This is a genomic window from Herbiconiux sp. FW305-C-125 (genome assembly GCF_058783455.1).
This window is the reverse complement of sequence record NZ_JBYSYO010000001.1, coordinates 651,137-674,354: the sequence shown is the minus strand read 5'-3', so window position 1 is coordinate 674,354 and position 23,218 is coordinate 651,137. Positions and strand designations below refer to the sequence as shown.

The following is a 23,218-nucleotide window of genomic DNA, read 5'->3' as shown; positions in this document are numbered from 1 at the left end:
GGCGTTCAGCGCCGTGAAACTCCGTCGTTCGGGCGCGGGCCGGGCGGGGGTGCGGATGCGGGTGCGGCGTCGCCGAGGGTGTGAGCTTCGGCGAAACGGATGCGCGTGGGCGAGGCGGACGCGACGGCGACGTAGCCCACCAGGCCGTCCGACAGTGCCGCCAGTTCGTGGAGGGCGGGGCCCTCGGCAGCCATCTTGGGGGTGCTGCGGCCGCCGGAGGCGGTGCGGAGGGCGAGGGGTCGCGCCGGGTGGGCGAGGTCGAGGGCGACCTCGCGGGGATCGGTGCGCAGGCCCGTGCCGGCCGCTTTGAGCACCGCCTCCTTGGCGGCCCAGGCCGAGGCGCGCATCCGTCGGGCCTCGGACTCGCTCCCGTGGGCGGCCAGTGTATCGAGCGACGCCCGTTCGGTCGCGTCGAAGGCGACGTCGTCGAGACCGGCGGCGGCGACGGCGTCGATCGACTCGATGTCGATGCCGACGGGTGCGGCGAGCGTGGCGGCCAGACCGACCCACCCCGCCGCGCGGGAGAGGCTGAGGTACACGCCCGCGACCGCCGTTCCGTCGGCCGACTGCAGTGACGGGCGGCCATGATCGCTCGCTCCGCAGTGCGCACAATGGTGGACGACGACGAACGCCAGCGGTGTGGCCGCGGGTGCTGCGGGCTGGAGGAGCTCGCCCGCGAGTGCAGCGAGCGTCCGGTGGTCGGCCGCGGGATCGCCCGTGTCGCGGATGACGGCCACCACGATCTCGGCGGGGGAGTCAGGGGAGGCGGTCGTCATGTGCGGGCCTCCCTCCGTGCGGTCGGAGTGAGCGTAGCGCGGCGGTGCGTGAGAAAGCACCGAGAGTTCACTCGGCCGGGGTGGGCTACAGCTGTCGTATGCCGCTACGCTCGCGGGATGAAGACGACGGCGCCGCTCACCACGTCCCTCACCGCGCTGCTGCTCGCGGTCGGCCTCGTCGCGGGCGGAGCCGCCGGAGCCGCCTCTGCGGCCGAGCAGCCCACCCCGCCCGCCGGTTCGGTCGCCCCCTCGCCCGGGTCGGACGCCGTCACCACCCCGACCCCCACCGACGCGCCCAGCACCGACGCACCCAGCACCGATTCGCCGAGTACCGACGCGCCGAGCACCGACGCGCCCACCCCGACCCCCACCGACGCACCCAGCACCGACGTGCACCCCAACCTCGTGGCGGGCAGCGTCGTGAGCTTCCGTGCCGGCGACATCATCAGCGACGCCAACATGTACAACGGCTCGGCCATGTCCGCCGCCCAGGTGCAGACCTTCCTGCTGCAGACCGTGCCGATCTGCCAGAGCTCGAACTGCATCGACATCAAGACCTTCGACCCGAGCCCCGCGCAGGCCGCGAACGCCGAGTGCACCGCTGTGTCTGGCGGCCTGACGAAGGCCTCCGCGATGATCGCCGCAATCGGTCAGGCCTGCGGGGTGAGCCAGAAGGCGCTGCTCGCCCTCATCCAGAAGGAGTCCTCGCTCATCGGCGACGCCAACCCGAGCGACGACGTCTACCAGCACGCCACGTTCTACGGCTGCGACGACACCGGCTCGGGCTGCAACCCCGCCTACGCCGGCTTCTTCAAGCAGGTCTACAACGCCGCCCAAGACCTCAAGAACTCCAAGCTGCACCCGCCCGTCGCCTTCCCGGTCGGCGAGACCACCGACATCGACTACAACCCGAACGCCGCCTGCGGGTCGGCCCCGGTGCTCATCCGCACCGTCGCCACCGCCGCCCTCTACGACTACACGCCCTACCAGCCGAACCCCGCGGCCATGGTTCCGGGCAGCGACGGCAACGGCTGCTCCAGCCTCGGCAACCTCAACTTCTGGTTCGTCTACACCGACTGGTTCGGCTACCCGCACATCGACGTCGACCGCATCCAGGGCGCCGACCGCTACGACGTCTCGGTGGCCATCGCCCAGAAGGCCTACCCGAGCGGCACCGACACGGTCTACCTCGCCACCGGAACCAGCTACGCGGATGCCCTTTCCGCCGGCCCCGCGGCCGTCGAAGACGGAGCGCCCCTCCTCCTCACCCCGCCGGATGCCCTCACCCAGGGTGTCTCGAACGAGATCACCACCCTCGGGGCGAAGAACGTCGTGATCGTGGGCGGTCCCAACTCGGTCTCCGAGACCATCAAGTCCGGGCTCGAGAAGCGCGGCCTCACCGTCACCCGCATCGGCGGCGCCGACCGCTTCGAGGTGTCGCGCAACGTCGCCGAGCACGCCTTCGGCGAGAGCGGCGCATCCGGCGCCTACGTCGCGACCGGCCTCAACTTCCCCGACGCGCTGAGTGCCAGCGGCGCCGGCGGGCACAGCGGCCGGCCCGTGCTGCTCGTCAACGGCTCCCTCGCCGCCATCGACCCGGACACCGCCTCGACCCTGGCCGACCTGGGCGTCACCGACGTCACCGTGGCGGGCGGCCCGAACTCGGTGTCGGCGGGCATCCTGAACTCGCTGAAGAAGCCCGGCGTGACCGTCACCCGGCAGAGCGGCGCCGACCGTTTCGAGGCGTCGCTGAACATCAACCAGGCCGCCTACGACACCAGCGACCGCGTGTACCTCGCCACCGGCTTGAACTTCCCGGACGCCTTGGCCGGGTCGGCGCTCGCGGGTGCGCAGGGCGCTCCGCTCATCGTGGTGCCGCAGGACTGCGTGCCGCAGGCGGTGAAGCTCAGCTTCAAGAACTTCGACAACACGAAGGTGACACTGCTCGGCGGCCCCAACTCCCTGGGCGCGGGTGTCGCGAGCCTCACGAGCTGCTGAACGCTCGTCGACCCGTCAGTCGTGGTTGGTATGGGCGGCTCGAATCAACCACGAGTGACGGGTCGGATGCCCGGCATCAATGTGGTTGCATGGTGACATGTCAGAGCTTCCGTCGACCGGGCCCGCCGCCCATCCGCACGAGCCGCACGTCGAGGGGCTCGCGAGCCGCCTGAACTGGCTCCGCGCCGGGGTGCTCGGCGCGAACGACGGCATCGTGTCGGTAGCGGCGATCGTGGTGGGTGTCGCGGGTGCGACGGCCGCGGTCGCGCCCATCCTCACGGCGGGTGTCGCCGGCCTCGTGGGCGGTGCGATCTCGATGGCGCTCGGCGAGTACGTCTCGGTGAGCAGCCAGTCCGACAGCCAGAAATCGCTCATCGCCAAGGAACGCGGCGAGCTGCGCGACATGCCCGACGAAGAGCTCGCCGAGCTCGCGGGCCTCTACCAGCAGCGCGGCCTCAGTCCCGAGACGGCGCTCCAGGTGGCGAAGGAGCTGACGGCGCACGACGCCCTCGCTGCGCACCTCTCGGCGGAGCTCAACATCGACCCGGACGACCTGGCGAGCCCCTGGCAGGCGGCCGGCGCATCCGCTCTCGCGTTCACGGTGGGGGCGCTGCTGCCGTTCCTGTCGATCCTGCTCTTCCCGGCCGAGATCCGGGTGGCGGCGACCTTCGTCGTCGTCATCATCGCGCTCGTGCTCACCGGAGCGTTGAGCGCCTGGATCGGCGGCGCCCGCATCGTGCGCGCCACCCTCCGCGTGGTGATCGGCGGCGTGCTCGCGCTCGCGGCCACCTTCGCGATCGGCACCCTCCTCGGCACCACCGGCGTCGTCTGACGCCGTTTCGACCGCTCGGCTGGAGGATTCGGTGGCAGGCTGGCCAGTGCGGCGGGTGGTGGCTGCGGTTCTCGGCGGACTGCTCGCGGCTGGCGCGGTCGTCGTCGGGCCCGGCTTCGACCGCGCGCCCGTCGACCCGGACCTGACCACATTGCTCGGCCTGCCGGAGGGCGACGTGGAGGCCTTCCTCACGACCCATCAGAAGGTGATCTTCGAGGTGCTGGCCGACCACCCCGATGCCGTGTCGGACTGGTGGGCGGGAGTCGACGAGGCAGAACGGTCGGACATGATCGCTTCGGACCCGGCGATCGTCGGCAACCTCGGGGGAATCGACTACGCCTCCCGGGATGCCGCGAACCGGGCACACCTCGACGATGAGCTCGATGCCGCGGGCAAGACGAGCGCGGCACATCCTTCCGACGCGGTCGCGGCGACACGGTTCGCGGCGCTGAGCGCCGTGCACGGGGCGATCTCGGGAAAACATGATCCGCCACGATTCCTGGTGGAGCTGAGCGACGACGTCCCTCCGCTCGCCGCGGTCGCGGTGGGTGACCTCGACACAGCCGATCAGGTCACCTTCGCGGTGCCGGGGATGGGCACCTACAGCACCGACATGCAGCTCTGGACCGTGGCCGCGGAGAACATCCACCTAGCCCAAGGCCGTGCGGGTGCCCCGGCCGACCGCGCGGTGATCGCCTGGATCGGGTATGAGGTGCCGCCGCCGGGAATCGACGCGACAGTCGGTTCGTACGCCGCGCTCGGCGCCCCGCGACTCAGCGCGGACGTCGCCGCGATCACGGCGACGCGGGCGGGGACCGGGCCCGACACGATCAGCGTGATCGCCCACTCCTACGGCACCACGATGGCGGCGAACGCCCTGGCCGACTCGGACCTCGGGCTGTACGCCTTCGTCATGCTCGGATCGGCGGGAGTCGAGTATCGGGTGGGAAGCGCGGCATCCCTGAGCGCTGAGCGCGTGTATGCCGGTGAGGGGAGTCGCGACAATGAGGCGTTTCTCGGCAGACTCGAGCGGATCGATCCCCGAGCCCGGTCGTTCGGGGCGACCGTCTTGAGCACGGACGGTGATCCCGCCCGGGGACTCGTGGGCGTGACCGGGCACGAGCCCATCCTCCATTCGGCCTACAACGACGACCCGACCAGCAAGGCGTGGACCAGATACACCGACCCCGCCGAGCGCGACCGCCTGTACCAGGAGCACATGAGGATGTTCGGGTATCTCGACACCGGCACGGAGTCCCTGGAGAACGCGGCACGCGCATCGACGAGGGTGCCGCGCTTCGCCTTGCTACAGTGAGCGCCGAACGGGAGGGGATCGGGTGCCGTCGACAGGACTGAGTTCGGCCGAGGTGCGGGAGCGGATCGAGGCCGGGCGCACGAACGCCTTCGTGCAGGACACCAGCCGGAGCGTCTGGAGCATCGTCCGGGCGAACGTGCTGACGCTGTTCAACGGGATCATCCTGGCCTGCTTCATCGTGCTGTTCGCGATCGGGCGCTGGCAGGATGCGCTGTTCGGGTTCTCCGCGATCGCCAACGCCGTGATCGGCAGCGTGCAGGAGTTCCGCGCGAAACGAGCCCTCGATCGGCTGGCGCTCCTGAACGCCCCGCACGCGCGGGTGCTGCGCGACGGTGCCGAGACCGAGGTCGAGGTCGCCGAGGTGGTACTCGACGACACCCTCGTGCTCCGCGCGGGCGACCAGGTGCCGGCGGACGCCGTCGTCGACGACGCGCGCGGTCTTCAGCTCGACGAGTCGATGCTCACGGGTGAATCCGATGCCGTGGAGAAGTCGCCGGGCGACCGGGTGCTCTCCGGTTCGGTCGTGGTCGGCGGCGAGGGCACCGCCATGGTCGATCGGGTCGGGGCCGATTCGTTCGCGAACTCGCTCGCGAGCGAGGCGAAGCGGTTCTCGCTCGTCGCGTCGGAGCTGCGCTCCTCCATCGATCGGGTGCTGCGCTGGGTCGCCTGGATCATCGGGCCGGTGGCCCTCCTCGTCCTCAATGCGCAGATGATCGCGCAGGGCGGATGGTCGGAAGCCTGGGCGAGCGGCGCCTGGCGCGACGCCGTGACGGCGACCATCGCATCCGTCGTCGCCATGGTTCCGCTCGGACTCGTGCTCATGACGAGCATCACCTTCGCCGTCGGGGCTGTGAAGCTCGCCCGCCGGCAGGTGCTCGTGCAAGAGCTGCCGGCGGTGGAGGGCCTCGCCCGGGTCGACGTGATCTGCCTCGACAAGACCGGCACGCTGACCCAGGGCGACATCGTCTTCGACGCCGCGCATCCGTTGGCCGAGGTCGACGGGTGGCAGAGCGTGCTCGCCTGGTACGGGGTGCAGAACGACGCCAATGCGACCGCCAGGAGCCTCACCGAACCGTTCCCCGCGGTCAGGGAGGAGAGCCCGGCCGGGCGGGTGCCGTTCTCGTCCGCGCGCAAATGGAGTGCAGTGACGTTCGACGACGGGATGTGGGTGCTCGGCGGCCCGGAAATGGTCTTCCCGGACGCCACCGGTGCCGACGGCGCTGACGGCGCTGAGGGTGACGACGGCGACGACGGAGACGACCCGCTGAGGCGCGGCTTGGCGGCACGGTCGGCCGAGCTTGCGGCCTCGGGACGACGAACCCTCGTGCTCGCGCACGGCTCGCCCACCGCCGATGAGACGGTTCCCGCCGACGCCGTGCCTGTCGCGCTGCTGACCTTCCGTGAGAACATCCGCCCCGATGCCGCCGAGACCCTCGCCTACTTCGCCGCGCAGGGCGTCGACGTGCGGATCATTTCGGGCGACAATCCGCAGACCGTCGCCGCGATCGCCCGCGAGGTCGGGCTCGACGCACCCCACGGCTTCGACGCACGCGAGCTGCCGGAGAGCGAGGGGGAACTGCTCGAGGTGCTCGAACGCACCCGCGTGTTCGGCCGGGTCACGCCCGACCAGAAGCGACGGATCGTGGTCGCCCTGAAGTCGGCCGGGCACACCGTGGCGATGACCGGCGACGGGGTGAACGACGCGCTGGCCATCAAAGAGGCCGACATCGGGGTCGCGATGAACTCCGGTGCCGCCGCGACCAAGGCGGTGGCCCGGCTGGTGCTGCTCGACGGCCGGTTCTCCCATCTGCCGAGCGTCGTGGCGGAGGGGCGGCAGGTGATCGCCAACATCGAGCGTGTGTCGATGCTGTTCCTCACCAAGACGGCTTACGCCACCTTCTTGGCCATCACCTTCGGCATCTTGCTGCTGCCGTTCCCGTTCCTCCCGCGCCAGCTGTCGGTGACGGATGGGCTGACCATCGGCCTTCCGGCGTTCTTCCTCGCCCTCCTGCCGAACGCGCAGCGGTACGTGCCGGGCTTCTTGCGTCGCTCGCTCACCTTCGCCATCCCCGCCGGGCTCGCCGTCACCCTCGGGATCGCCGCGTACGCCCGGCTGGCGGCGAACGCGCAGATCCCGGAGGCGGAGATCCGCACCGGGTCGACCCTCATCCTGACCATCATCGGGCTGTGGATCCTGGTCGTCCTGTCGCGACCGGTCACCCGCTTCAAGGGGGCCGTGATCGGCGCGATGATGATCGGGTTGGTGCTGGTCTACACCGTGCCGATCGTGCGCGACTTCCTGCAGCTCGTCGATCCGACCCTGCCGACCGCGCTGCTCGTGCTCGGCACCTCACTCGCCTCGATCGCGCTCATCGAGATCGTGCGCTTCGCCCACCGACGCATCGCCCGCCGGGACGCGGAGCGCGCGAGCGCCGGGTTGCGCGCCCAGCCGGGTCACGCCGACGCGAAGTAGCGGCGGCCCGGACCGGCCCACAGCGGAAGGATCACCGCCACGGCGGCGACCGAGGTGACCGCGACGCCCGACCAGTCGCCGTCGCCGGCCACGACGAGGTCGACCACGGCGAGGGCGACGCCGAGCAGCATCACCGCGGTGGCACCGGATCGCGCGGCCCGGCTGGCGCGCGCCACGCCGGAGGCGAGGGCGATCACGAACAGCCCGAACAGGATCATCGCGGCCCCCAGCAGGGTCACGGTGAGCGCAGCAGCGCCGGCACTCGCCTCCGGGGTGTAGCGGAGGAAGATGGCGAGGATGCCCAGCGCGATCTGGGCGATGCCGCCGATGTACATCAGCACCACCGCGATCGTCACCGGTCCGGGTCGCTTGGCTCCTGCGCTGTTCACCATGTGCTCATCGAACCATGCGGACGGCGGTGTCACTCCGAGGCGTACCGGCGCGAACCGGCAGAACGCCCGGCACTGTGGAGCTCCGCGGCCCCGTCACGGCCACGGGAGTTCATCGATTCAGGACGCATCCGAATGGTGGTGAACTCCGAGCTCGGGGAATCGCGCCGCGAGCAACTCGAGCGTGCGCTCGCGGGACGGCGTCGCGTCGAGCGGGTCGGCCGCCCACGCGCCCCCGGCCGGCGACACCATGACCTCGTCGACCCCGAACTGCTCGGCGAGCGAGCGGATGCGCCCCTCCACCGACTCGGGCGTGCCGATCAGCCAGCGCCGCGACTGCTCGAGCACCGATGCCTGCTCGGCATCGGTCAGTTCCGTGGTGCGCGCCTCGTCGATCGTGAGCTGAGGGGTGAGCGCCCCGCCGGTGCGCAGCCGCGCCATCGAGATGAGCTGCGGCAGCGTCACCAGCTGCGCCTCTTCATCCGTCGGGGCCACCGAGATGTTCACCGTGAGGAAGGTCTTCGGCGCGGCCAGCGCCTCGGAGGGCTGGAACCGGCTGCGGTAGATCTCGAGCGCCTGCTCGATGCCGGGCTGCCCGAAGTGGTTCGCGAACACGAACGGCAGGCCGAGCGAGGCCGCGAGCGTGGCGCTGAAGTTGCTCGAGCCGAGCAACCACAGCTCCGGCGCGGTGCGGATGCTCGGGGTGGCCTTCAACTCGTACGACCGCGCCCGGATGTTCAACCCCACGCCGGGCTGGTCGTCGTCTCCGAACGGCTTGCTCGCGGTGGCGCGGTCGGAGCCGAGCAGCGCCGCAACGGTCTCGACGTCGGTGGGGAAGGTCTCGGCCGGGTCGGCGTCGCTCGAGGTGCGCTGGCCCCGCAGCATGTACGCGGTCACCGGGTCGGAACCGGGAGCGCGCCCGAGCCCGAGGTCGATGCGCCCGGGGTGCATCGCCTCGAGCAACGCGAACTGCTCGGCGATCGAGAGCGGCGCGTGGTTCGGCAGCATAACACCGCCCGAGCCCAGACGGATGCGCGTGGTCTGCGCCGCGAAGTGCGCGATCAGCGTCGACGGCGAGGTCGAGGCGACGGCCGGCATGTTGTGGTGCTCCGCCACCCAGAACCGGGTGTACCCGAGGCGGTCGGCGGCGCGAACGAGCGCGAGGCTCGCGGCCACGGCCTCGCCGGACGACTGGCCGGTGCGAACAGGAATGAGATCGAGCACGGAGAGCTGAGTCATGACCTCTACCTCAGCCTCGCCGGGCGCCGGTTTATTCCGGCTCCCGGGCAGCTAGGCGGCCCGGGAGCCAGGCGCGTGCGCGTGCGGTCGTAGGCTGGGGGCATGCCTGCACGCGATCATCCCGCCGTCCGCGCCGTGCGAGAGGCGCTCGACGCCGGCGGCGTGCCAGGCGAGGTGGTGTGGCTCGACGACGCGGCGAGCACGGCGGCGCTTGCGGCCGCCGCGCTGGGCGTCGAAGTCGGGGCCATCGCCAACTCGCTCGTGTTCCTGCTCGACGGGCAGCCCCTCCTTGTGCTCACGAGCGGCGCGCATCGAGTCGACACCGAGTGGCTCGGCGAACGACTCGCGTCATAGTGCCGGCGCGAGCGCGAGGCTCATGGGGGCATACGCAACAGGCCGTACTCGACGACCCAAGGTGAGGGGGTGGCCGGACGGTGCGTCCGAAGGCCGCGCCGTTCGACCGCGCCCTCACATGTCGCGTCGCGCCGGACAGGGGCCGGCGCGACCCGGGCAGCCCGAGCGAAGCCCGGGCCGCCCGGCAGCCGGCACTGTGGTTTCCAGCACGGACTGAGGCGGCACTGACGCGGGGCTGAGGCGGGAATCCGCGCGAATTCGCGAAACTCGGCTCGATTACCGCCCAAACGGGGCGCGCGCACGTACTGTGACCATGTGTGGCGTGCCGATAAGAAACGAGACTCAGACGATTCGTCGTCTGCAGCCGACTCCGTCGAGTCGGCCTGGGGTCGCAGTGGCCGGTCCTCGTCCAACAGCCCGATCGCCCAGGTCTACTCGACGGAGAGCCTGGTCGAACCGACCCGTGACCGCTGGCGGGAGGAGATCGCGTCGCTCGGCGGCGAGTCGCCCCTCATCCGCTTCGACGATTCGCCGCGCTCGCGCATCGAGCTGAGCACCACGCATCCGGGCGGCCTCGCGCAGTTCATCACGGGCAACTCGACGCTGCTGTCGAGCCTCATCCGCGACGAGCTCGCGCTCCGCAACGCCCGCATCGCCGCGGGTGCCATCACCGACAAGGGCGTCGAGCTGCGCTCGGTGCGCGGCATCGACTCGGTGCACCTCGCCATCGGCCTGGCCGAGTGGCGTGGGCAGGCGGATGCGCAGAATCCCGACGCCGAGCCGGCCCAGTTCCGCGCCCCGGTGCTGCTGCGCCCCATCTCGGTGCGGCGTTACGGCCGCGACTTCGAGTTGAAGCTGCGCGGCACGCCGTTCGTCAACCCCGAGCTCGTGCGCGTGCTGCAGGAGCAGTTCCAGATCACCGTCGACCGCGAGGCGCTCGTCGCGCTCGCCGCGTCGAACGGCGTGTTCAAGCCGCAGCCCGTCATCGACCGGCTGCGCAGCCTCACCTCGCACCTGGCCTGGTTCCAGGTGCAGCCGCGGCTTGTGGTCTCGAGCTTCGCCGATGTGGCGAGCGGGATGCTGGCCGACAGCGCCGACATCTCGCATCCGGTGCTCGACGCCCTGGCCGGCAACCTCAGCTCACGCCGCGCGGTGCAGGACGGTTACCACCCGGTCGAGCCGTCGCCGCAAGATCACCGCGCGCCCGCCACCGACACCCTCCTGCTCGACGCCGACAGCGAGCAGGAGAACGTGATCGCGCAGATCGCGGGCGGCAACTCGCTGCTCGTGAAGACGCTGCCGGGCACCGGCGGCACGCAGACCATCGTGAACGCCATCGGCGCCCTCGTCGGCCAGAACAAGCGGGTGCTCGTGGTCACGCCGCGCCGGCTCAGCCTCAGCGGCATCAACCGCCGGCTGTCGGATGTGGGGCTGCCGGGTGTCGCGGTGTCGCCGCGCACCCTCCGGCGCGACCTCATCCAGTCGATCGGCCGCAACGAGAAGGCGCAGCAGCCGCACGTCGCCGACGTCGACGAGGCACTGGTGCGTCTGCGCAGTGTGCTGCTCGACTACCGCGCGTCGATGTCGCGGGTCGACCCGCTGCTCAAGGTCTCGGTGCTCGACGCGCTGCGCGAGCTCGCCCGGCTCGCCCTGCTGCCCAACCCGCCCTCGACCACCGCTCGGCTCGACCGTTCGGCACTCGAATCGCTCGCCACCGGCCGGGCGAAGGCCGCCAAGACACTCAGTCGCGCGGCCGAGCTCGGGCAGTTCCGCTACGGCCCCGACGACTCGCCCTGGTACGGCGCCCAGTTCGCCTCGAGCGACGACGCGCACCGGGCCCACCAGCTCGCCAAGCGGCTCGACAAGACCGACCTGCCGCGGCTGCTCACCGGTGCCTACGAGCTCATCGGCCAGACCCGCATGCGGCCGTTCACCTCGCTCAACGAGCTCGGCACCTACCTGCGCCTGCTCGCCGACCTGCGCGAGACGCTCGACAAGTTCCTGCCGGTGGTCTTCGACCGCTCGCTCACCGACCTCATCGCCGCGACGAGCCCGCGCCGCGACGCCCCGCAGCTGTCGTCGACGAGTCGCCGGCGTCTCAAGGCGCTCGCGAAGGAGTACGTGCGGCCGGGCGTGCACATCGGCGACCTCAACGAGGCGCTCCGCCGCATCCAGCAGCAGCGCACGCTCTGGTACCGGTTCGCCGCCGCGGGCATACCGCCGGAGATCCCGGTGGGCATCAACGACGTGCAGGTCGCGTTCCAGCGCGTCACCGAAGACCTCGCGCAGCTCGATCTGCCGCTCGGCACCGTGGGCACGGCACGTCAGCTCGCCGCCCTGCCGATCGACCAGCTGATCGGACTGGTCGAGGGTCTCGCCGCCGATTCCGAGGTGCTCGCCAACCTGCAGGAGCGCACCGCGCTCCTCGACTCGCTGCGTGAGCACGCCCTCGACCCGCTGATGGTCGACCTCTCGAACCGGCACGTGCCCGAGTCGGCCGTCGCCGACGAGCTCGAACTGGCCTGGTGGCAGTCGGTGCTTGAGCTGATGCTCGCCGACGACCGGGCGCTGCTCGGCGCCAACACCGGTGTGCTCGACCGCCTCGAGGGCGACTTCCGGCTCGTCGACGAGGCGCACGCCGCCATGAACGGGCAGCTGCTGGCCTGGCAGCTGGCCGAGACCTGGAGCGTCGGCCTCGTCGACCACCCCGACGAGGCCTCGGCTCTCAAGGCCCTGCTGCGCTCCGACCGCGTCGACTCCTTCGGGCTGCACGCCGCGGCCCCGCACCTCGGCAAGGTGCTGGCGCCGGTGTGGCTCGCCTCGCCCTACGAGGTCGCGCAGATCACGGATGCGATCACCTTCGACACCGTCATCCTGGTCGACGCGGGCGCCACCACCCTGGCCGAGAACGTCGGCGCCATCCGCCGGGCCCGCCAGGTGGTCGCCTTCGGCGACCCGGTGACCCAGACGCCGTCGCACTTCGAGATCGCGATCCGGCCGATCGAGGAACAGCGGGTGCGCCCGACCCTCGACGCGACGACGGTCGACGAGCTGCATGCCGAATCGGCGCTGGCCCGGCTGGCCGACATCGTCCCGACGCTCTCGCTCACCCGCAGCTACCGCGCGGGCGGCGAAGACCTCGCCGAGCTCGTCAACCACCGGTTCTACGGCGGCAAGATCGACTCGCTGCCCTGGGCCGGCACCTTCCTCGGGCACGGTTCGCTCGCCCTGCACTACGTCGAGGGGCGCGGCGGCATGCCCGACTCCGAGACCGGAGCCGTCGAATCCGTCGATGCCGAGGTCGATCGCGTCGTCTCGCTCGTGCTCGACCACGCCATCAACTACCCGCGCGAGTCGCTGATGGTCATCACCGCCTCGCCCAAGCACGCCGTGCGGGTGCAGCAGGCCGTGCTCGCGGCGTTCGCCAAGCGCAGCGACCTGGCCGACTTCATCCTCAAGGAGCGCGCCGAGCCCTTCATGGTCGCCACCCTCGAGCAGTCGGTGGCCCAGAGCCGCGACCGGGTGATCTTCTCGGTCGGCTACGGCAAGACCGCGCACGGCCGCGTGCTCACCAACTTCGGCGGGCTCGCTCGTCCCGGCGGCGAGCGTCTGCTCGCGGTTGGTATGACGAGAGCCCGCCGATCCATGGACATCGTCTCGTGCTTCAGCCCCGCCGACATCGACGAGGAGCGCATGAACTACGGGGTCGTCGCGCTGCGGCAGATCCTGCAGGAAGCCGAGAACGGGCCCACACCCGACACCTTCTCGAGCCCCGGCGACGCGCTGCTCATCGACCTCGCCCGCCGGCTCGGAGCACGCGGGCTGGATGTCGCCTTCGAGCACCGTGGCAAGCTCACCCTCGTGGCGTCGCACGACGGGCGGGCCATCGCGATCGAGACGGATGCGGTCGTGCACTCGACCTCGCTCCGTGAGTCGCTCCGGCTGCGCCCCGACATGCTGCGCCGGCTCGGCTGGCATTACCTGCGGGTGCACTCGTTCGAACTGTTCGCGAATCCGGAGGCGGTGGCGGCGCGCATCGCGAACGTGATCGGCGTGCGCGAGCTGTCGCTCGTGGAGACCTCGCCCATCCACGTGCACATCTGACCGGCGTAGGCTCGTCGGGTGACCCTACGCAAGACCGGGACCCGTCGAGTCTCCACCGACCCGGCGCCGGGGAGCGACCCCACGCCCCAGGCCGGCCGAGCGGATGCGCCGGTGCGCGCGGCAGAAGACGCCGACGAGTCCTGGGGGGACCGCCCGCGCACATCCGAGGGTCCGAACGACGCCCGCCTCAAGCAGGACGTGCCGCCCCACTGGAGCTGAGGCGCGCCTGAGAGATCTGCGGCGGCTGCGCCGCGTGTCTCGGGGCTAGTGCTTGGGGGTGTGCGGCTCGGCGGGCGCGCCCTCGAGGGCGGCTGCGGCGTTCTGGCGGGCGAGCAGGTCGCGGATCTCGATGAGCAGCTCCGTCTCGGTGGGCGGCAGCTCCTCCTTCGTGTCCTCGATCGACTCGGCCGGCGTCTTCTTGATGGCGAAGGCGGCCTTCTTCAGGTGGTTGATCGGCAGCACGAACACGAAGTAGACGACCACGGCCACGATCAGGAACTGGATGATCGCCCCGAGCACCGCGCCGAACTTGATGTCGGAGCCGTTGAGCGTCACCACCGCGACGTTCTCGAGGTCGCTGGCGTCGAAGATCGCCGCGATCAGCGGATTGAAGATGTTGCCGACGATCGAGTTGACGACCGCGGTGAACGCCGCACCGATGACCACCGCGACCGCGAGGTCGATGACGTTGCCGCGGAGGATGAACTCTCTGAACCCCTTGAACATGCTTCCAGCCTAGGCGGGGGTGCTCTTCGCGGGCGCACTGGCGGCCGGCGCCGCGGGCGCGCTCGTGCCGCTGCTGCTGCCGCTCGACGAGGACGACGAGCCCGAGTCACTCGACTTCGACGACGACCCGCTCGACCCCGCATCCGACGAGCTCGACTTCGCCCGCGAATCCGTGCGGTAGAACCCCGAGCCGTTGAAGGTCACGCCGACCGGGCTGAACACCTTGCGCAGCTTGCCGCCGCAGACGGGGCAGTCGGTGAGCGTGGCGTCGGTGAAGGACTGCTGGATGTCGAACGCGTTCTCGCACTCGGTGCAGCGGTAGGAGTAAGTGGGCATGGAGTCTCCGTGGGATCGAGCGCAGCGCGCTCAGGGGTGGAACCGGATGATGCGCGTCGGGGTGACGGCGCCGTCGACCGGCGCGTCGTGCAGCTCGCGCGGCACCTCGTCAAGGATCTCATCGTCGAAGACGACCGCAAAAACCGGCGGGCAGTTCTCCATCGAGCCGAGCGTGCGGTCGAAGTAGCCGCGCCCCCAGCCCATCCGGGTGCCGTGCTGGTCGACGGCCGAGGCGGGGATGAGGATGAGGTCGGCGTCGTTGATGGCGATGGGCCCGAGGATGCCGCCGACGGGCTCCGGCAGCCCGTACAGGCCCTCCGTCTCGGTCTCGCCGTCGCCCTCGGCCCAGTCGAGCAACCCGTCCTGCCGCGCGATCGGCAGCAGCACCCGCCGCCCGTCGGCCAGCGCCCAGTTGAGGAAAGGGCGCATGTTGGGCTCGAAGGAGGTGGAGAGGTACGCCGAGATGGTGTGCGCATCCGTCTCCTTCGCCAGCGCGATGAGGTTCTCGGTGAAACCGAGGTTCGCGGTGTCGACGACATGGGCGGGGCGGGTGCGCCGGCGCTCGCGCAATTCGGCGCGCAGGGCCCGCTTGAGATGGGCCGCCTCGGAGGTCATGGCAGCAATTCTAAGTTGCCGCAGATGACGGGAGTGTTTCACGGCCGACATCTGCGCGTGGCGAATTCTGGTTACGCTTGAGCACCATGGGGATTCATCTGACGAAAGCAGTCATTCCGGCGGCCGGCCTCGGCACGCGCTTCCTGCCGGCGACGAAGGCCATGCCGAAAGAGATGCTGCCGGTCGTCGACAAGCCCGCCATCCAGTACGTGGTCGAGGAGGCGGTGGATGCGGGTCTGAACGACGTGCTCGTCGTCACCGGCCGCAACAAGGCCGCCATCGAGAACCACTTCGACCGGGTCACCGAGCTCGAGTCGACGCTCGAGCAGAAGGGCAAGGGCGACATGCTGCGGGTGGTCAACGAGTCGACGGCCCTCGCCGAGATGCACTACGTGCGTCAGGGCGACCCGCTCGGGCTCGGCCACGCGGTGCTGCGCTCGCGGATGCACGTCGGCCACGAGCCCTTCGCCGTGCTCCTCGGTGACGACATCATCGACGCCCGCGACCCGTTGCTGCAGCGGATGCTCGAGGTGCAGCAGTCCCGCACGGCCACGGTCATCGCCCTGATGGAGGTCGATCCGTCGATGACGCACCTCTACGGTGTCGCCTCGGTCGAGCCCACCGACGAAGACGACGTGGTGCGCGTCACCGGGCTCGTCGAGAAGCCCGAGCAGGGCTCGTCGCCCTCGAACCTCGCCGTCATCGGGCGCTACGTGCTGCAGCCCGAGGTCTTCGGGATCCTCGAGAACACGCCGCCCGGCAAGGGCGGCGAGATCCAGCTGACGGATGCGCTGCTCACCCTGGCCGACGACGTCTCGATCGCGGGCGGCGTGTACGGCGTGGTGTTCCGCGGTCGTCGTTACGACACCGGCGACAAGCTCGACTACATCAAGGCGATCGTGCAGCTCGCGACCGAACGCGACGACCTCGGGCCGGAGCTGCGGCCGTGGCTGAAGGATTTCGTCGCGGAACTGTAGCCGACGACGGGGGCGGGCGCGGTATTCTTCGAGCACATGTTCGTTCCCACACTCTCCGAGGGGCCCATCGGCCTGCGGCCGATCCGTGTCCGCGACGCGAAGCCGCTCGAGCGCGAGCTGATCGAGAACCGTTCGTGGCTGCGCAAATGGGAGGCCACGAACCCGAACGGTCCGCTGTCGTTCGACACGCGGGCGAGCATCCGCTCGTTGCAGGCGAACGCGCGCGCCGGGCTCGGGTTGCCGTTCATCCTCGAGCACGAGGGGGAACTGGCGGGGCAGCTGAACGTCTCGTCGATCAGCTACGGGTCGGTGGCGTCGGCGTCGATCGGGTACTGGGTGTCGGAGCGGTTCGCAGGCAAGAACATCACGCCCGTGGGGGTGGCGCTCGCCACCGACTACTGCTTCTACTCAGTCGGGCTGCACCGCATCGAGATCTGCATCCGCCCCGAGAACGGGCCGAGCCTGCGGGTGGTCGAGAAGCTCGGCTTCCGGTACGAGGGGCTGCGGCGGCGGTACATCCACATCAACGGCGACTGGCGCGACCACTTCTGCTTCGCGCTGGTGCGGGAAGAGCTGCCCGTCGGGGTGCTGCGCCGCTGGCGGGAGGGACGCATCCCGCCCGGCGACGGCACGGTGCCGGAAGCGGAGCGGGTGGCGGCGCTGAAGGCGTTGCCTACAAATTAGCGCTGTTCACGCGCCGCGCCGGCCTGCGGTCGGTGCGGCGCTTATTGCTCGCGCCGCCGCTACTGCGGCGCGAGGCGACATGTTCGCGTGCGATCGAGGGGCACGGCCTGCGGTCGCACCCCTCGGCCGCGCGCTCACCCTGGGTCGTCGAGCGCGGCCTGCGGCCTGCGGTCTCGTTCCCCACGTGAGGGCGTGGCGCGGCCCGCGGGCTGCGGTCTCGTCGGTGCGACTTGGGTTGCGTCGAGGGTCCAGGTGTTGTCGGAATGGGCGGGGGTATTGTGACCATTTCTGGAGATTGGGTGGGGGAGTGGGGGTGAGGTGGCAACACGCGCGGGGGGTGCGCGGGCTGGGGGGCGTGGTGCCCCTACCGTAGGGGCATGACCACGGAATGGCTGGGCGGAGGGCTCATGATCGCCCTCGCGGCGATCCTGTGGCTGGTGTACCTGATCCCCTCCTGGTTCCGGTCGCGGCAGTACCTCGCCACCGAGCGCAACGCGGTGCGGTTGCAGCAGACACTGCGCATCCTGGCCGAGACCGCCGAGGTGCCCGAGGAGGTGCACGTCGAAGCCAACGCCCGCAGCATCGCCGAGCAAGAACGCATCCTGAGGCACCGGGCGAGCCGGCGCGAAGCCGAAGCCGTACCCGCCGCGGTGCGCGTCGCCGGCCGCCTGCGCCGGTCGCGTGCGGTCACCGCCGGCGTGCTCGCGCTCTCGGTCGCCGTAGCGGTGCTGGGCGGGATGCAGGCGGTGTACACAGGGGCGTGGATCATCCTGATCGCCGGTGTCATCGCATCCGCGGTCAGCGTGATCGTGCTGGTGAGGCTGGCGCGCGCGAGCCGCGGACTGCGCCTGCCCCGCCCGGTGGCGTCAGCGCCCGTCGCGATGCCGTTCGTGGACCACCTCGCGGACGCGGACGCGGGCGCCGACGAGGTCGAGCCGGCCGACGACTCCGCCGACGTCGAGTCGCCCGCCGACGGCTGGGTTCCGGTCGCGGTGCCCCGCCCGCTCTACCTCGGCCGCGGCTCGGCAGCCCCCCTGGGCCTCGCCGACTCCTCGTTCGCCCCCGCCGACGACACCGACGCCGCGGACGAGGGCGCCGTTCCGGTCGCCACCGCTGCCGCAACGGGCGGCGGCGATGGCTCATCGGCGACCTCGCTCGCCGCCGACGCCCACCGCGAGTCGCTGCGCCGCGCCGCCGCCGAGGCGGAGGGGGCTTTGCGTGCCCGCCTCGCCGTGGAGCACGCGACCGTCGCTGAGCTGCCGGCACCCGCATCCGCCGCCGTTGCGACCGCCACTGCTTCGTGGAGCGCCACAGCCCCCGGCGCCGCGACCGCGGTCGCCGCAGCAGCGAAGTCGACCCCACCCGCGGTGCCCTCGCGCTTCGCCCGCATGGGCATCGTCGACGACGACACCGCCTCCCACCTCGACCTCGACGCCGTCCTGGCCCGCCGCCGCGCCGGCTGACCGCCCCGCCGGCAGTCGCCCCCGCGCATCCGGTCGGCGTTGCCGCTCGGTGAGGGGCGGCGTAGCGTTGAAGGGGCATCCGAGCGAGAGGGATGACCATGAGCGAGAGCGACGACGTTCCGGTGACGGGTAGCACCGACACCTCCGGCACCACCGCCGAGAACCCGGTGACGAAGTACCCGGCCGACGGATTCCCGAAGCAGCAGCAGGATCAACCGGGCCTCATCGGCAAGACCGATCCGCGCCCCGATCACGGCGAGGAGAGCTACGTCGGCACCGGGCGCCTGAAGGGCCGCCGGGCGCTCATCACGGGCGGCGACTCGGGCATCGGTCGGGCGGTGGCCATCGCCTACGCCCGCGAAGGCGCCGACGTCGCCATCTCGTACCTCCCCGAAGAGCAGGACGACGCCGACGACACCGCCCGCTGGATCCGCGCCACCGAGCGCCGCGCCCTCCTCCTGCCGGGTGACGCCCGCGACGAGGAGTACTCCACCGGGCTCGTCGACCGCACGGTCGCCGAGTTCGGCGGCCTCGACATCGTGGTGCTGAACGCCGCCTACCAGGAGAACCGCGACGGCCTCGAGAACGTGCCGACCGACGAGTTCGATCGCGTGTTCAAGACGAACCTCTACTCCCTCATGTGGATCGCCCGAACCGCCATCCCGCACCTCAAGCCGGGCGCCTCGATCATCGTCACGTCGTCCATCCAGGCGTTCCAGCCGTCGCCGGCGCTCATCGACTACGCCATGACGAAAGCCGCCCAGGTGGCCTTCGTGAAGGCGCTGGCGCAGCAGCTCGGTGCCCGCGGCATCCGGGTGAACGGCGTCGCGCCGGGCCCCATCTGGACCCCGCTCATCCCGGCGACCTCCTGGCCCGACAAGCTGCCCACCTTCGGCCAGGACACCCCGCTCGGCCGGGCCGGACAACCGGCCGAACTCGCACCCGCCTACGTCTTCCTCGCCTCATCCGAGGCGTCGTACGTGTCGGGCGCCATCGTGCCCGTGACGGGCGGCAAAGCCCTGTAGCGCGATCGCGATCGCGACGATCGCCGCACCCCGACCGAGAGAGCAGAGAGGAGAACAGGATGCCCGGCAAGAGCACCCCGCAACTGAAAGATCCCGAACTCTACGAGAAGCTCCGTGACGAGGGCGACTCCAAGCAGAAGGCGGCTCGCATCTCGAACGCCGCCGCCGCCCGCGGGCGGAAATCGGTGGGGAAGAAAGGCGGCGAGTCGGGCTCCTACGAGGACTGGACCGTGCCGGAGCTGAAGAAGCGTGCCAAGGAGCTCGGGCTCACCGGTTACTCCAAGAAGACCAAGCCGCAACTGGTCGAGGCCCTTCGCGATTCATGACCCCGCGCCGACATATGCCGCATCGTCGATGAGTCGGCCTCATAAGATGGCCGCATGAGCGACCGGGCATCGTCGATCGATCTCTCGAAGCGAGATCTCACCCTCGATCTGGCGCGCGTGTTCTGCGTGCTGCTGGTGGTGGTCATCCATCTGCTGATGGTGGGGGTCGGCTTCGGGCCCGACGGTGCCGTCGAGGTGTCGCGGCCGCTCGAGGCCCAGTGGTGGTTCGCGCCGGTCACCTGGGCGGGCCAGATCATGCCGCTGTTCTTCGTGGTGGGCGGATTCGCGTCCATCACGGCCTGGCGGAGCCTCACCCGGCGCGGCGGCACGGCGGCCGACTACGTGCGCAACCGGGTGCTGCGGCTCGCGCAGCCGGCGCTGCCGCTGTTCCTGTTCTACGTCGTCGTGATCGGCGGGGCCCGCCTCATCGGCATCGACCCCGAGCTCGTCGACCTGGCCGTGGTCGGCGCCGCCTCGCCGCTGTGGTTCCTCGCGGCGTACACGCTCTGCCAGGCGCTCGTGCCGCTCATGGTCTCGTGGCACCAGCGGGCGCCCCGGGCGACGTTGCTGGTGCTGCTCGCCGGAGCCGTGGTCGTGGACGCCCTGCGTTACAGCACCGGCATCGACCCGATCGGTCTCGCCAACCTGTTCTTCGTCTGGCTGCTCGTGCAGCAGCTCGGCTTCTGGTACGCCGACGGCTGGTTCGCCGCGCGACGGTGGTGGACGCTGGTCGCCATCGCGATCGTCGCCTACGCGAGCCTCGTGCCGATGACCGTCTGGGGGCCGTACTCCGACGACATGCTGACGAACCTCAACCCGCCCACCCTGCCGCTCGTGGCCCTCGCGGTGGCTCAGGTGTGCATCCTGAAGCTGTTGCGACCGGCGCTCGCGGCCCTGATGAACACGCACGCGGCGCGGGCCGTCGTGTTCGTGATCGGCACCCGGTTGATGACGATCTACCTCTGGCACCTCCCAGTGATCCTGGTGCTGTCGGGCGTGGCGCTGCTCATCCCCGGCGCGAGCCCGGCGCCGGCGAGCCTCGCCTGGTGGTGGACGCGACCGGTCATGTTCGTGCTCGTGATGGCGGCCGTGTTCGGCCTGTCGTTCCTCGTCGGCCGCTTCGAAGCGCCGCGCGAGGTGGGGCCGACGCCGCCGAACCGCGTGGTGGCGATCGCCACCGTGCTGGCCTTCGTGCCGCCCTTCCTCGTGATGCAGTTCTTCATGGACCTGCCGATCGCCGTCGTCGGCAGCGTGCTGCTCTCGGCGGCCATTCTGCTGCTCGGTCGCTGGCCGGCGGCCCGGCGAGCGGATGCGTCGGTGCCCGGTTCGCATTCGGCGGCGATTTCGTCGTAAACTGTCGGAGTTGTCGCGCAAGCGTCAGCGGGGCTATGGCGCAGTTGGTAGCGCGTCTCGTTCGCAATGAGAAGGTCCGGGGTTCGAATCCCCGTAGCTCCACCAAAAGTGCCGCTTTCGAACCCCGACCATCTAAATGTGATGGTCGGGGTTCTTTGTTTTGGGTTTCCTCAGTCAGCACGCTGAGGATGGTCGGGCTCAAAAGGGTCTCGAACGGTTCTGCAAGCTGTCCGCTGACAGTCATCTCATCGGTATATATGACTTCAATGCGCTCGAACATGGCTTGGTTGATGTCTCGGCGAATCTGATCGTTTCCGCGGAGGTAGGCCTCGTAGCAATTTTCGGCGAGGGTTAGTGCGACTTCGAGATTGGTTTGCAGTAACGCGGTGGCGGCGCTGGCTGAGAATAGTTGGCTCTCGATTCCGGCAAGTCGCTTTGCGATGCTGGTCTGCTCCTCACGAAGGAGTTCGATAGGGATGGCGCCCTCGAGGTGTGCGTCGAGGAGCTTCTTTCGACGTGCTTCGAGTTTTCGGCGCCGGATGACCAACCTGCGTTCGAGGTCCGCGGCTTCGGTCTGGGCGCGGTCGAGTTCTCGTGTGAGCACATCTTGGATGGTGCGCCGAAGCTCGGCGGGGAGCGCTATCGCCTTGTAATACTCGACGATCTTCTGTTCAAGAGTGTCGATGGGCACTGCCGATTGCCGACAGGTATTGCGCCTGAGTATCTTGCCTATACACACGAAGTATTCGTAGGTGACGCCGTGTCGGTTGGTTGCGTGATTGACGACGAGTCGACTGCCGCAGTTGCCGCAGTAGACCGTGCTCTTCAGGTAGTGCGGATGTTCACGAGTCTTTTCTCCCACGGCGCGGGAGGCCAACATGTTCTGCACTTTTTCCCAAAGCGCTGGTGTCACGAGTGGCTCATGCCGGCCTGGGTACACAGCACCTCGGTATGTGACGTCGCCCTTGTAGTACGGGTTCGTAAGGATGCGGTGGAGTTGTGATGCGCTGATCGGTTGCGACGCTCGTTTCGGTGTTGCCAGCGAGACAAGGCCACCATCGGCAAGTGCTTCCGCGAGTTCTTTGAGGGTGGTTTGACCTGTGCTGTATTGCTGGAAGGCCCAGCTAATCTGGGGTGCCCGCTCGTCATCGACTTCAATGGTTCTCACCTCTCGCCCGAGGTCATCGGTGAGGCGAACATTGCGATATCCGAGTGGGGCCTTGCCCGGAGTGCCTCCGGTCTTGGCCTTCTGTTGCATTCCCTTATTCACCTCGTTAGCGAGGTTGCGGGAGTAGAACTCCGCGATTGAGCTCATGATCCCGTGCAGGAGCATCCCTGACGGTGTTTCATCGATGTTCTCTGTGGCCGAGATGAGTCGCACATCGGCGGTGTTGAGAGCGAGGTTGATTGCGACATCGTCGGCGCGGTTTCGGGCTAGTCGGTCGACCTTGTGGACGATGCAGTACTCGATGGGGTGATCCGCGACGTACGACAGCATCCGCTGAAGCTCGGGTCGGTCTGCTGATCGGGCCGACTCACCTCGGTCGATGAATTCTTCGATGATGTGAGCGCCGAGGCTCTCGGCCTTGCGACGATTGGCTTCGAGTTGAGCCGGAATGGAATAGCCGTCGGGGTCGCCGTCGCGTTCGGTCTGCTCTCTGGTGGACACGCGGACGTAGCTCACGGCAAGGAGTTTGGCTGTTGGGTGCATAGTTCCTCCTCTCTGGTTTATTGCCAGGTGAAACCGCCTTTTCCGGGTTCATCTCCTCATGGGCTCACTGACTGTAACTCTCTTCGGCATGTGAGTCGAGATCTTTGGAACGAGAAATCGACGCGCGGTAGGTGACTCTCCGTCGTTGGTCTCGAAGGGCACCTGCCGGCCGCCCCGAGCTTAGGTGTGGGACGGCCGGCCGGCCCTTTCTACGCCTCATCGACATAGATCCGGTCGAGAGCTGCCATCTAGAAGTGGTTGTCCCAGAAGTCGGTTTCACCTGTCCTGGACGTCAGGTGGCGTCGGCTCACGAAGTAGCAGTTCTGGACATGGGTCATTTCCGCGAAGTCGAGGAGCGCGCTGAGCCCTGGTCGGAGTCCGCGTGGTGTGCCGTAGTCGATGAATTCAGCAACGATTATCGTCTGCTCGGTGCGCGCGGCTCGAGCGATGATCTGTCGTTGCTGGTCCAGCGAGTCACGGCCGACCGTGCGGGGTGCCCGGGGATCGGTGTAGCTCCGTGCC

18 protein-coding genes, 1 tRNA gene and 2 pseudogenes are annotated in these 23,218 nt (G+C 69.6%); 14 read left to right on the top strand and 7 right to left on the bottom strand.

What is annotated here, in order from left to right; all coding sequences use genetic code 11:
• Positions 1-5 precede the first annotated feature (5 nt).
• Positions 6-776, bottom strand: a complete 771-nt coding sequence (locus AC3WLB_RS03460) for a 4'-phosphopantetheinyl transferase family protein (protein ID WP_492503297.1) — start codon at positions 774-776, stop codon at positions 6-8.
• A 117-nt stretch (positions 777-893) separates the two neighbouring features.
• Between AC3WLB_RS03460 and AC3WLB_RS03455 the strand changes: the two genes are divergently transcribed.
• The 4 genes from AC3WLB_RS03455 (at position 894) to AC3WLB_RS03440 (ending at position 7,394) form a co-directional block, all read left to right on the top strand.
• Entirely contained in the window at positions 894-2,774 is a 1,881-nt protein-coding gene (locus tag AC3WLB_RS03455) for a cell wall-binding repeat-containing protein (RefSeq protein ID WP_492503295.1), read from the top strand.
• Positions 2,775-2,871: 97 nt separating this feature from the next.
• Positions 2,872-3,606 (top strand): VIT1/CCC1 transporter family protein, encoded by a 735-nt coding sequence (locus AC3WLB_RS03450; protein WP_492503293.1) that lies wholly within the window; start codon positions 2,872-2,874, stop codon positions 3,604-3,606.
• Between the two features lie 31 nt (positions 3,607-3,637).
• Positions 3,638-4,921 carry an alpha/beta hydrolase gene (locus AC3WLB_RS03445; protein ID WP_492503291.1) on the top strand — a complete coding sequence of 428 codons (1,284 nt, stop codon included), beginning with the start codon at positions 3,638-3,640 and terminating at the stop codon, positions 4,919-4,921.
• A gap of 22 nt (positions 4,922-4,943) precedes the next feature.
• Entirely contained in the window at positions 4,944-7,394 is a 2,451-nt protein-coding gene (locus AC3WLB_RS03440) for an HAD-IC family P-type ATPase (protein WP_492503289.1), read from the top strand.
• Here AC3WLB_RS03440 and AC3WLB_RS03435 read toward each other — a convergent pair.
• Positions 7,376-7,783 carry a hypothetical protein gene (locus AC3WLB_RS03435; protein WP_492503287.1) on the bottom strand — a complete coding sequence of 136 codons (408 nt, stop codon included), beginning with the start codon at positions 7,781-7,783 and terminating at the stop codon, positions 7,376-7,378. The genes AC3WLB_RS03440 and AC3WLB_RS03435 overlap by 19 nt on opposite strands.
• A gap of 120 nt (positions 7,784-7,903) precedes the next feature.
• Positions 7,904-9,022 (bottom strand): LLM class flavin-dependent oxidoreductase, encoded by a 1,119-nt coding sequence (locus AC3WLB_RS03430; protein WP_492503285.1) that lies wholly within the window; start codon positions 9,020-9,022, stop codon positions 7,904-7,906.
• 102 nt (positions 9,023-9,124) lie between these two features.
• Between AC3WLB_RS03430 and AC3WLB_RS03425 the strand changes: the two are divergent.
• The 3 genes and pseudogenes from AC3WLB_RS03425 to AC3WLB_RS03415 form a co-directional block, all read left to right on the top strand.
• Positions 9,125-9,367: pseudogene (locus AC3WLB_RS03425) on the top strand (YbaK/EbsC family protein); the annotation flags it as partial.
• A gap of 324 nt (positions 9,368-9,691) precedes the next feature.
• Positions 9,692-13,480, top strand: a complete 3,789-nt coding sequence (locus AC3WLB_RS03420; RefSeq protein ID WP_492503283.1) for an AAA family ATPase — start codon at positions 9,692-9,694, stop codon at positions 13,478-13,480.
• An 18-nt stretch (positions 13,481-13,498) separates the two neighbouring features.
• Positions 13,499-13,699 carry a hypothetical protein gene (locus AC3WLB_RS03415; protein ID WP_083890091.1) on the top strand — a complete coding sequence of 67 codons (201 nt, stop codon included), beginning with the start codon at positions 13,499-13,501 and terminating at the stop codon, positions 13,697-13,699.
• Positions 13,700-13,744: 45 nt separating this feature from the next.
• Here AC3WLB_RS03415 and mscL read toward each other — a convergent pair whose 3' ends face one another.
• From mscL to AC3WLB_RS03400, 3 genes are read right to left on the bottom strand one after another with little or no spacing between them, the layout of a single operon-like run.
• Positions 13,745-14,206 (bottom strand): large conductance mechanosensitive channel protein MscL, encoded by a 462-nt coding sequence (mscL, locus tag AC3WLB_RS03410; RefSeq protein ID WP_022894930.1) that lies wholly within the window; start codon positions 14,204-14,206, stop codon positions 13,745-13,747.
• A gap of 9 nt (positions 14,207-14,215) precedes the next feature.
• Entirely contained in the window at positions 14,216-14,542 is a 327-nt protein-coding gene (locus AC3WLB_RS03405) for an FmdB family zinc ribbon protein (protein ID WP_492503280.1), read from the bottom strand.
• Positions 14,543-14,572: 30 nt separating this feature from the next.
• Positions 14,573-15,157, bottom strand: coding sequence for a 5-formyltetrahydrofolate cyclo-ligase (locus AC3WLB_RS03400; RefSeq protein ID WP_022894927.1), 585 nt, complete (start codon positions 15,155-15,157; stop codon positions 14,573-14,575).
• 86 nt (positions 15,158-15,243) lie between these two features.
• Here AC3WLB_RS03400 and galU point away from each other — a divergent pair, with 86 nt between their 5' ends.
• The 7 genes from galU (at position 15,244) to AC3WLB_RS03365 (ending at position 21,090) form a co-directional block, all read left to right on the top strand.
• A complete protein-coding gene (gene galU, locus AC3WLB_RS03395) occupies positions 15,244-16,134 on the top strand; it encodes a UTP--glucose-1-phosphate uridylyltransferase GalU (RefSeq protein WP_492503278.1) in 891 nt (296 codons plus the stop codon).
• A gap of 36 nt (positions 16,135-16,170) precedes the next feature.
• Entirely contained in the window at positions 16,171-16,818 is a 648-nt protein-coding gene (locus AC3WLB_RS03390; RefSeq protein ID WP_492503276.1) for a GNAT family N-acetyltransferase, read from the top strand.
• A 377-nt stretch (positions 16,819-17,195) separates the two neighbouring features.
• The gene (locus tag AC3WLB_RS03385) at positions 17,196-18,281 is read left to right on the top strand and encodes a YdbT family protein (RefSeq protein ID WP_492503274.1); all 1,086 of its coding nucleotides are present in this window, start codon (positions 17,196-17,198) and stop codon (positions 18,279-18,281) included.
• Positions 18,282-18,379: 98 nt separating this feature from the next.
• On the top strand, positions 18,380-19,306 hold the full coding sequence (locus AC3WLB_RS03380; RefSeq protein ID WP_492503272.1) for an SDR family oxidoreductase: 927 nt from the start codon (positions 18,380-18,382) through the stop codon (positions 19,304-19,306).
• A gap of 59 nt (positions 19,307-19,365) precedes the next feature.
• Positions 19,366-19,632, top strand: a complete 267-nt coding sequence (locus AC3WLB_RS03375; protein ID WP_492503270.1) for a DUF7218 family protein — start codon at positions 19,366-19,368, stop codon at positions 19,630-19,632.
• A gap of 54 nt (positions 19,633-19,686) precedes the next feature.
• On the top strand, positions 19,687-20,985 hold the full coding sequence (locus AC3WLB_RS03370; RefSeq protein ID WP_492503268.1) for an acyltransferase family protein: 1,299 nt from the start codon (positions 19,687-19,689) through the stop codon (positions 20,983-20,985).
• 29 nt (positions 20,986-21,014) lie between these two features.
• Positions 21,015-21,090, top strand: a tRNA-Ala gene (locus AC3WLB_RS03365).
• 604 nt (positions 21,091-21,694) lie between these two features.
• Here the strand turns inward: AC3WLB_RS03365 and AC3WLB_RS03360 are convergent.
• A pseudogene (locus AC3WLB_RS03360) lies at positions 21,695-22,696 on the bottom strand (recombinase family protein); the annotation flags it as partial.
• Between the last annotated feature and the right edge of the window lie 522 nt (positions 22,697-23,218).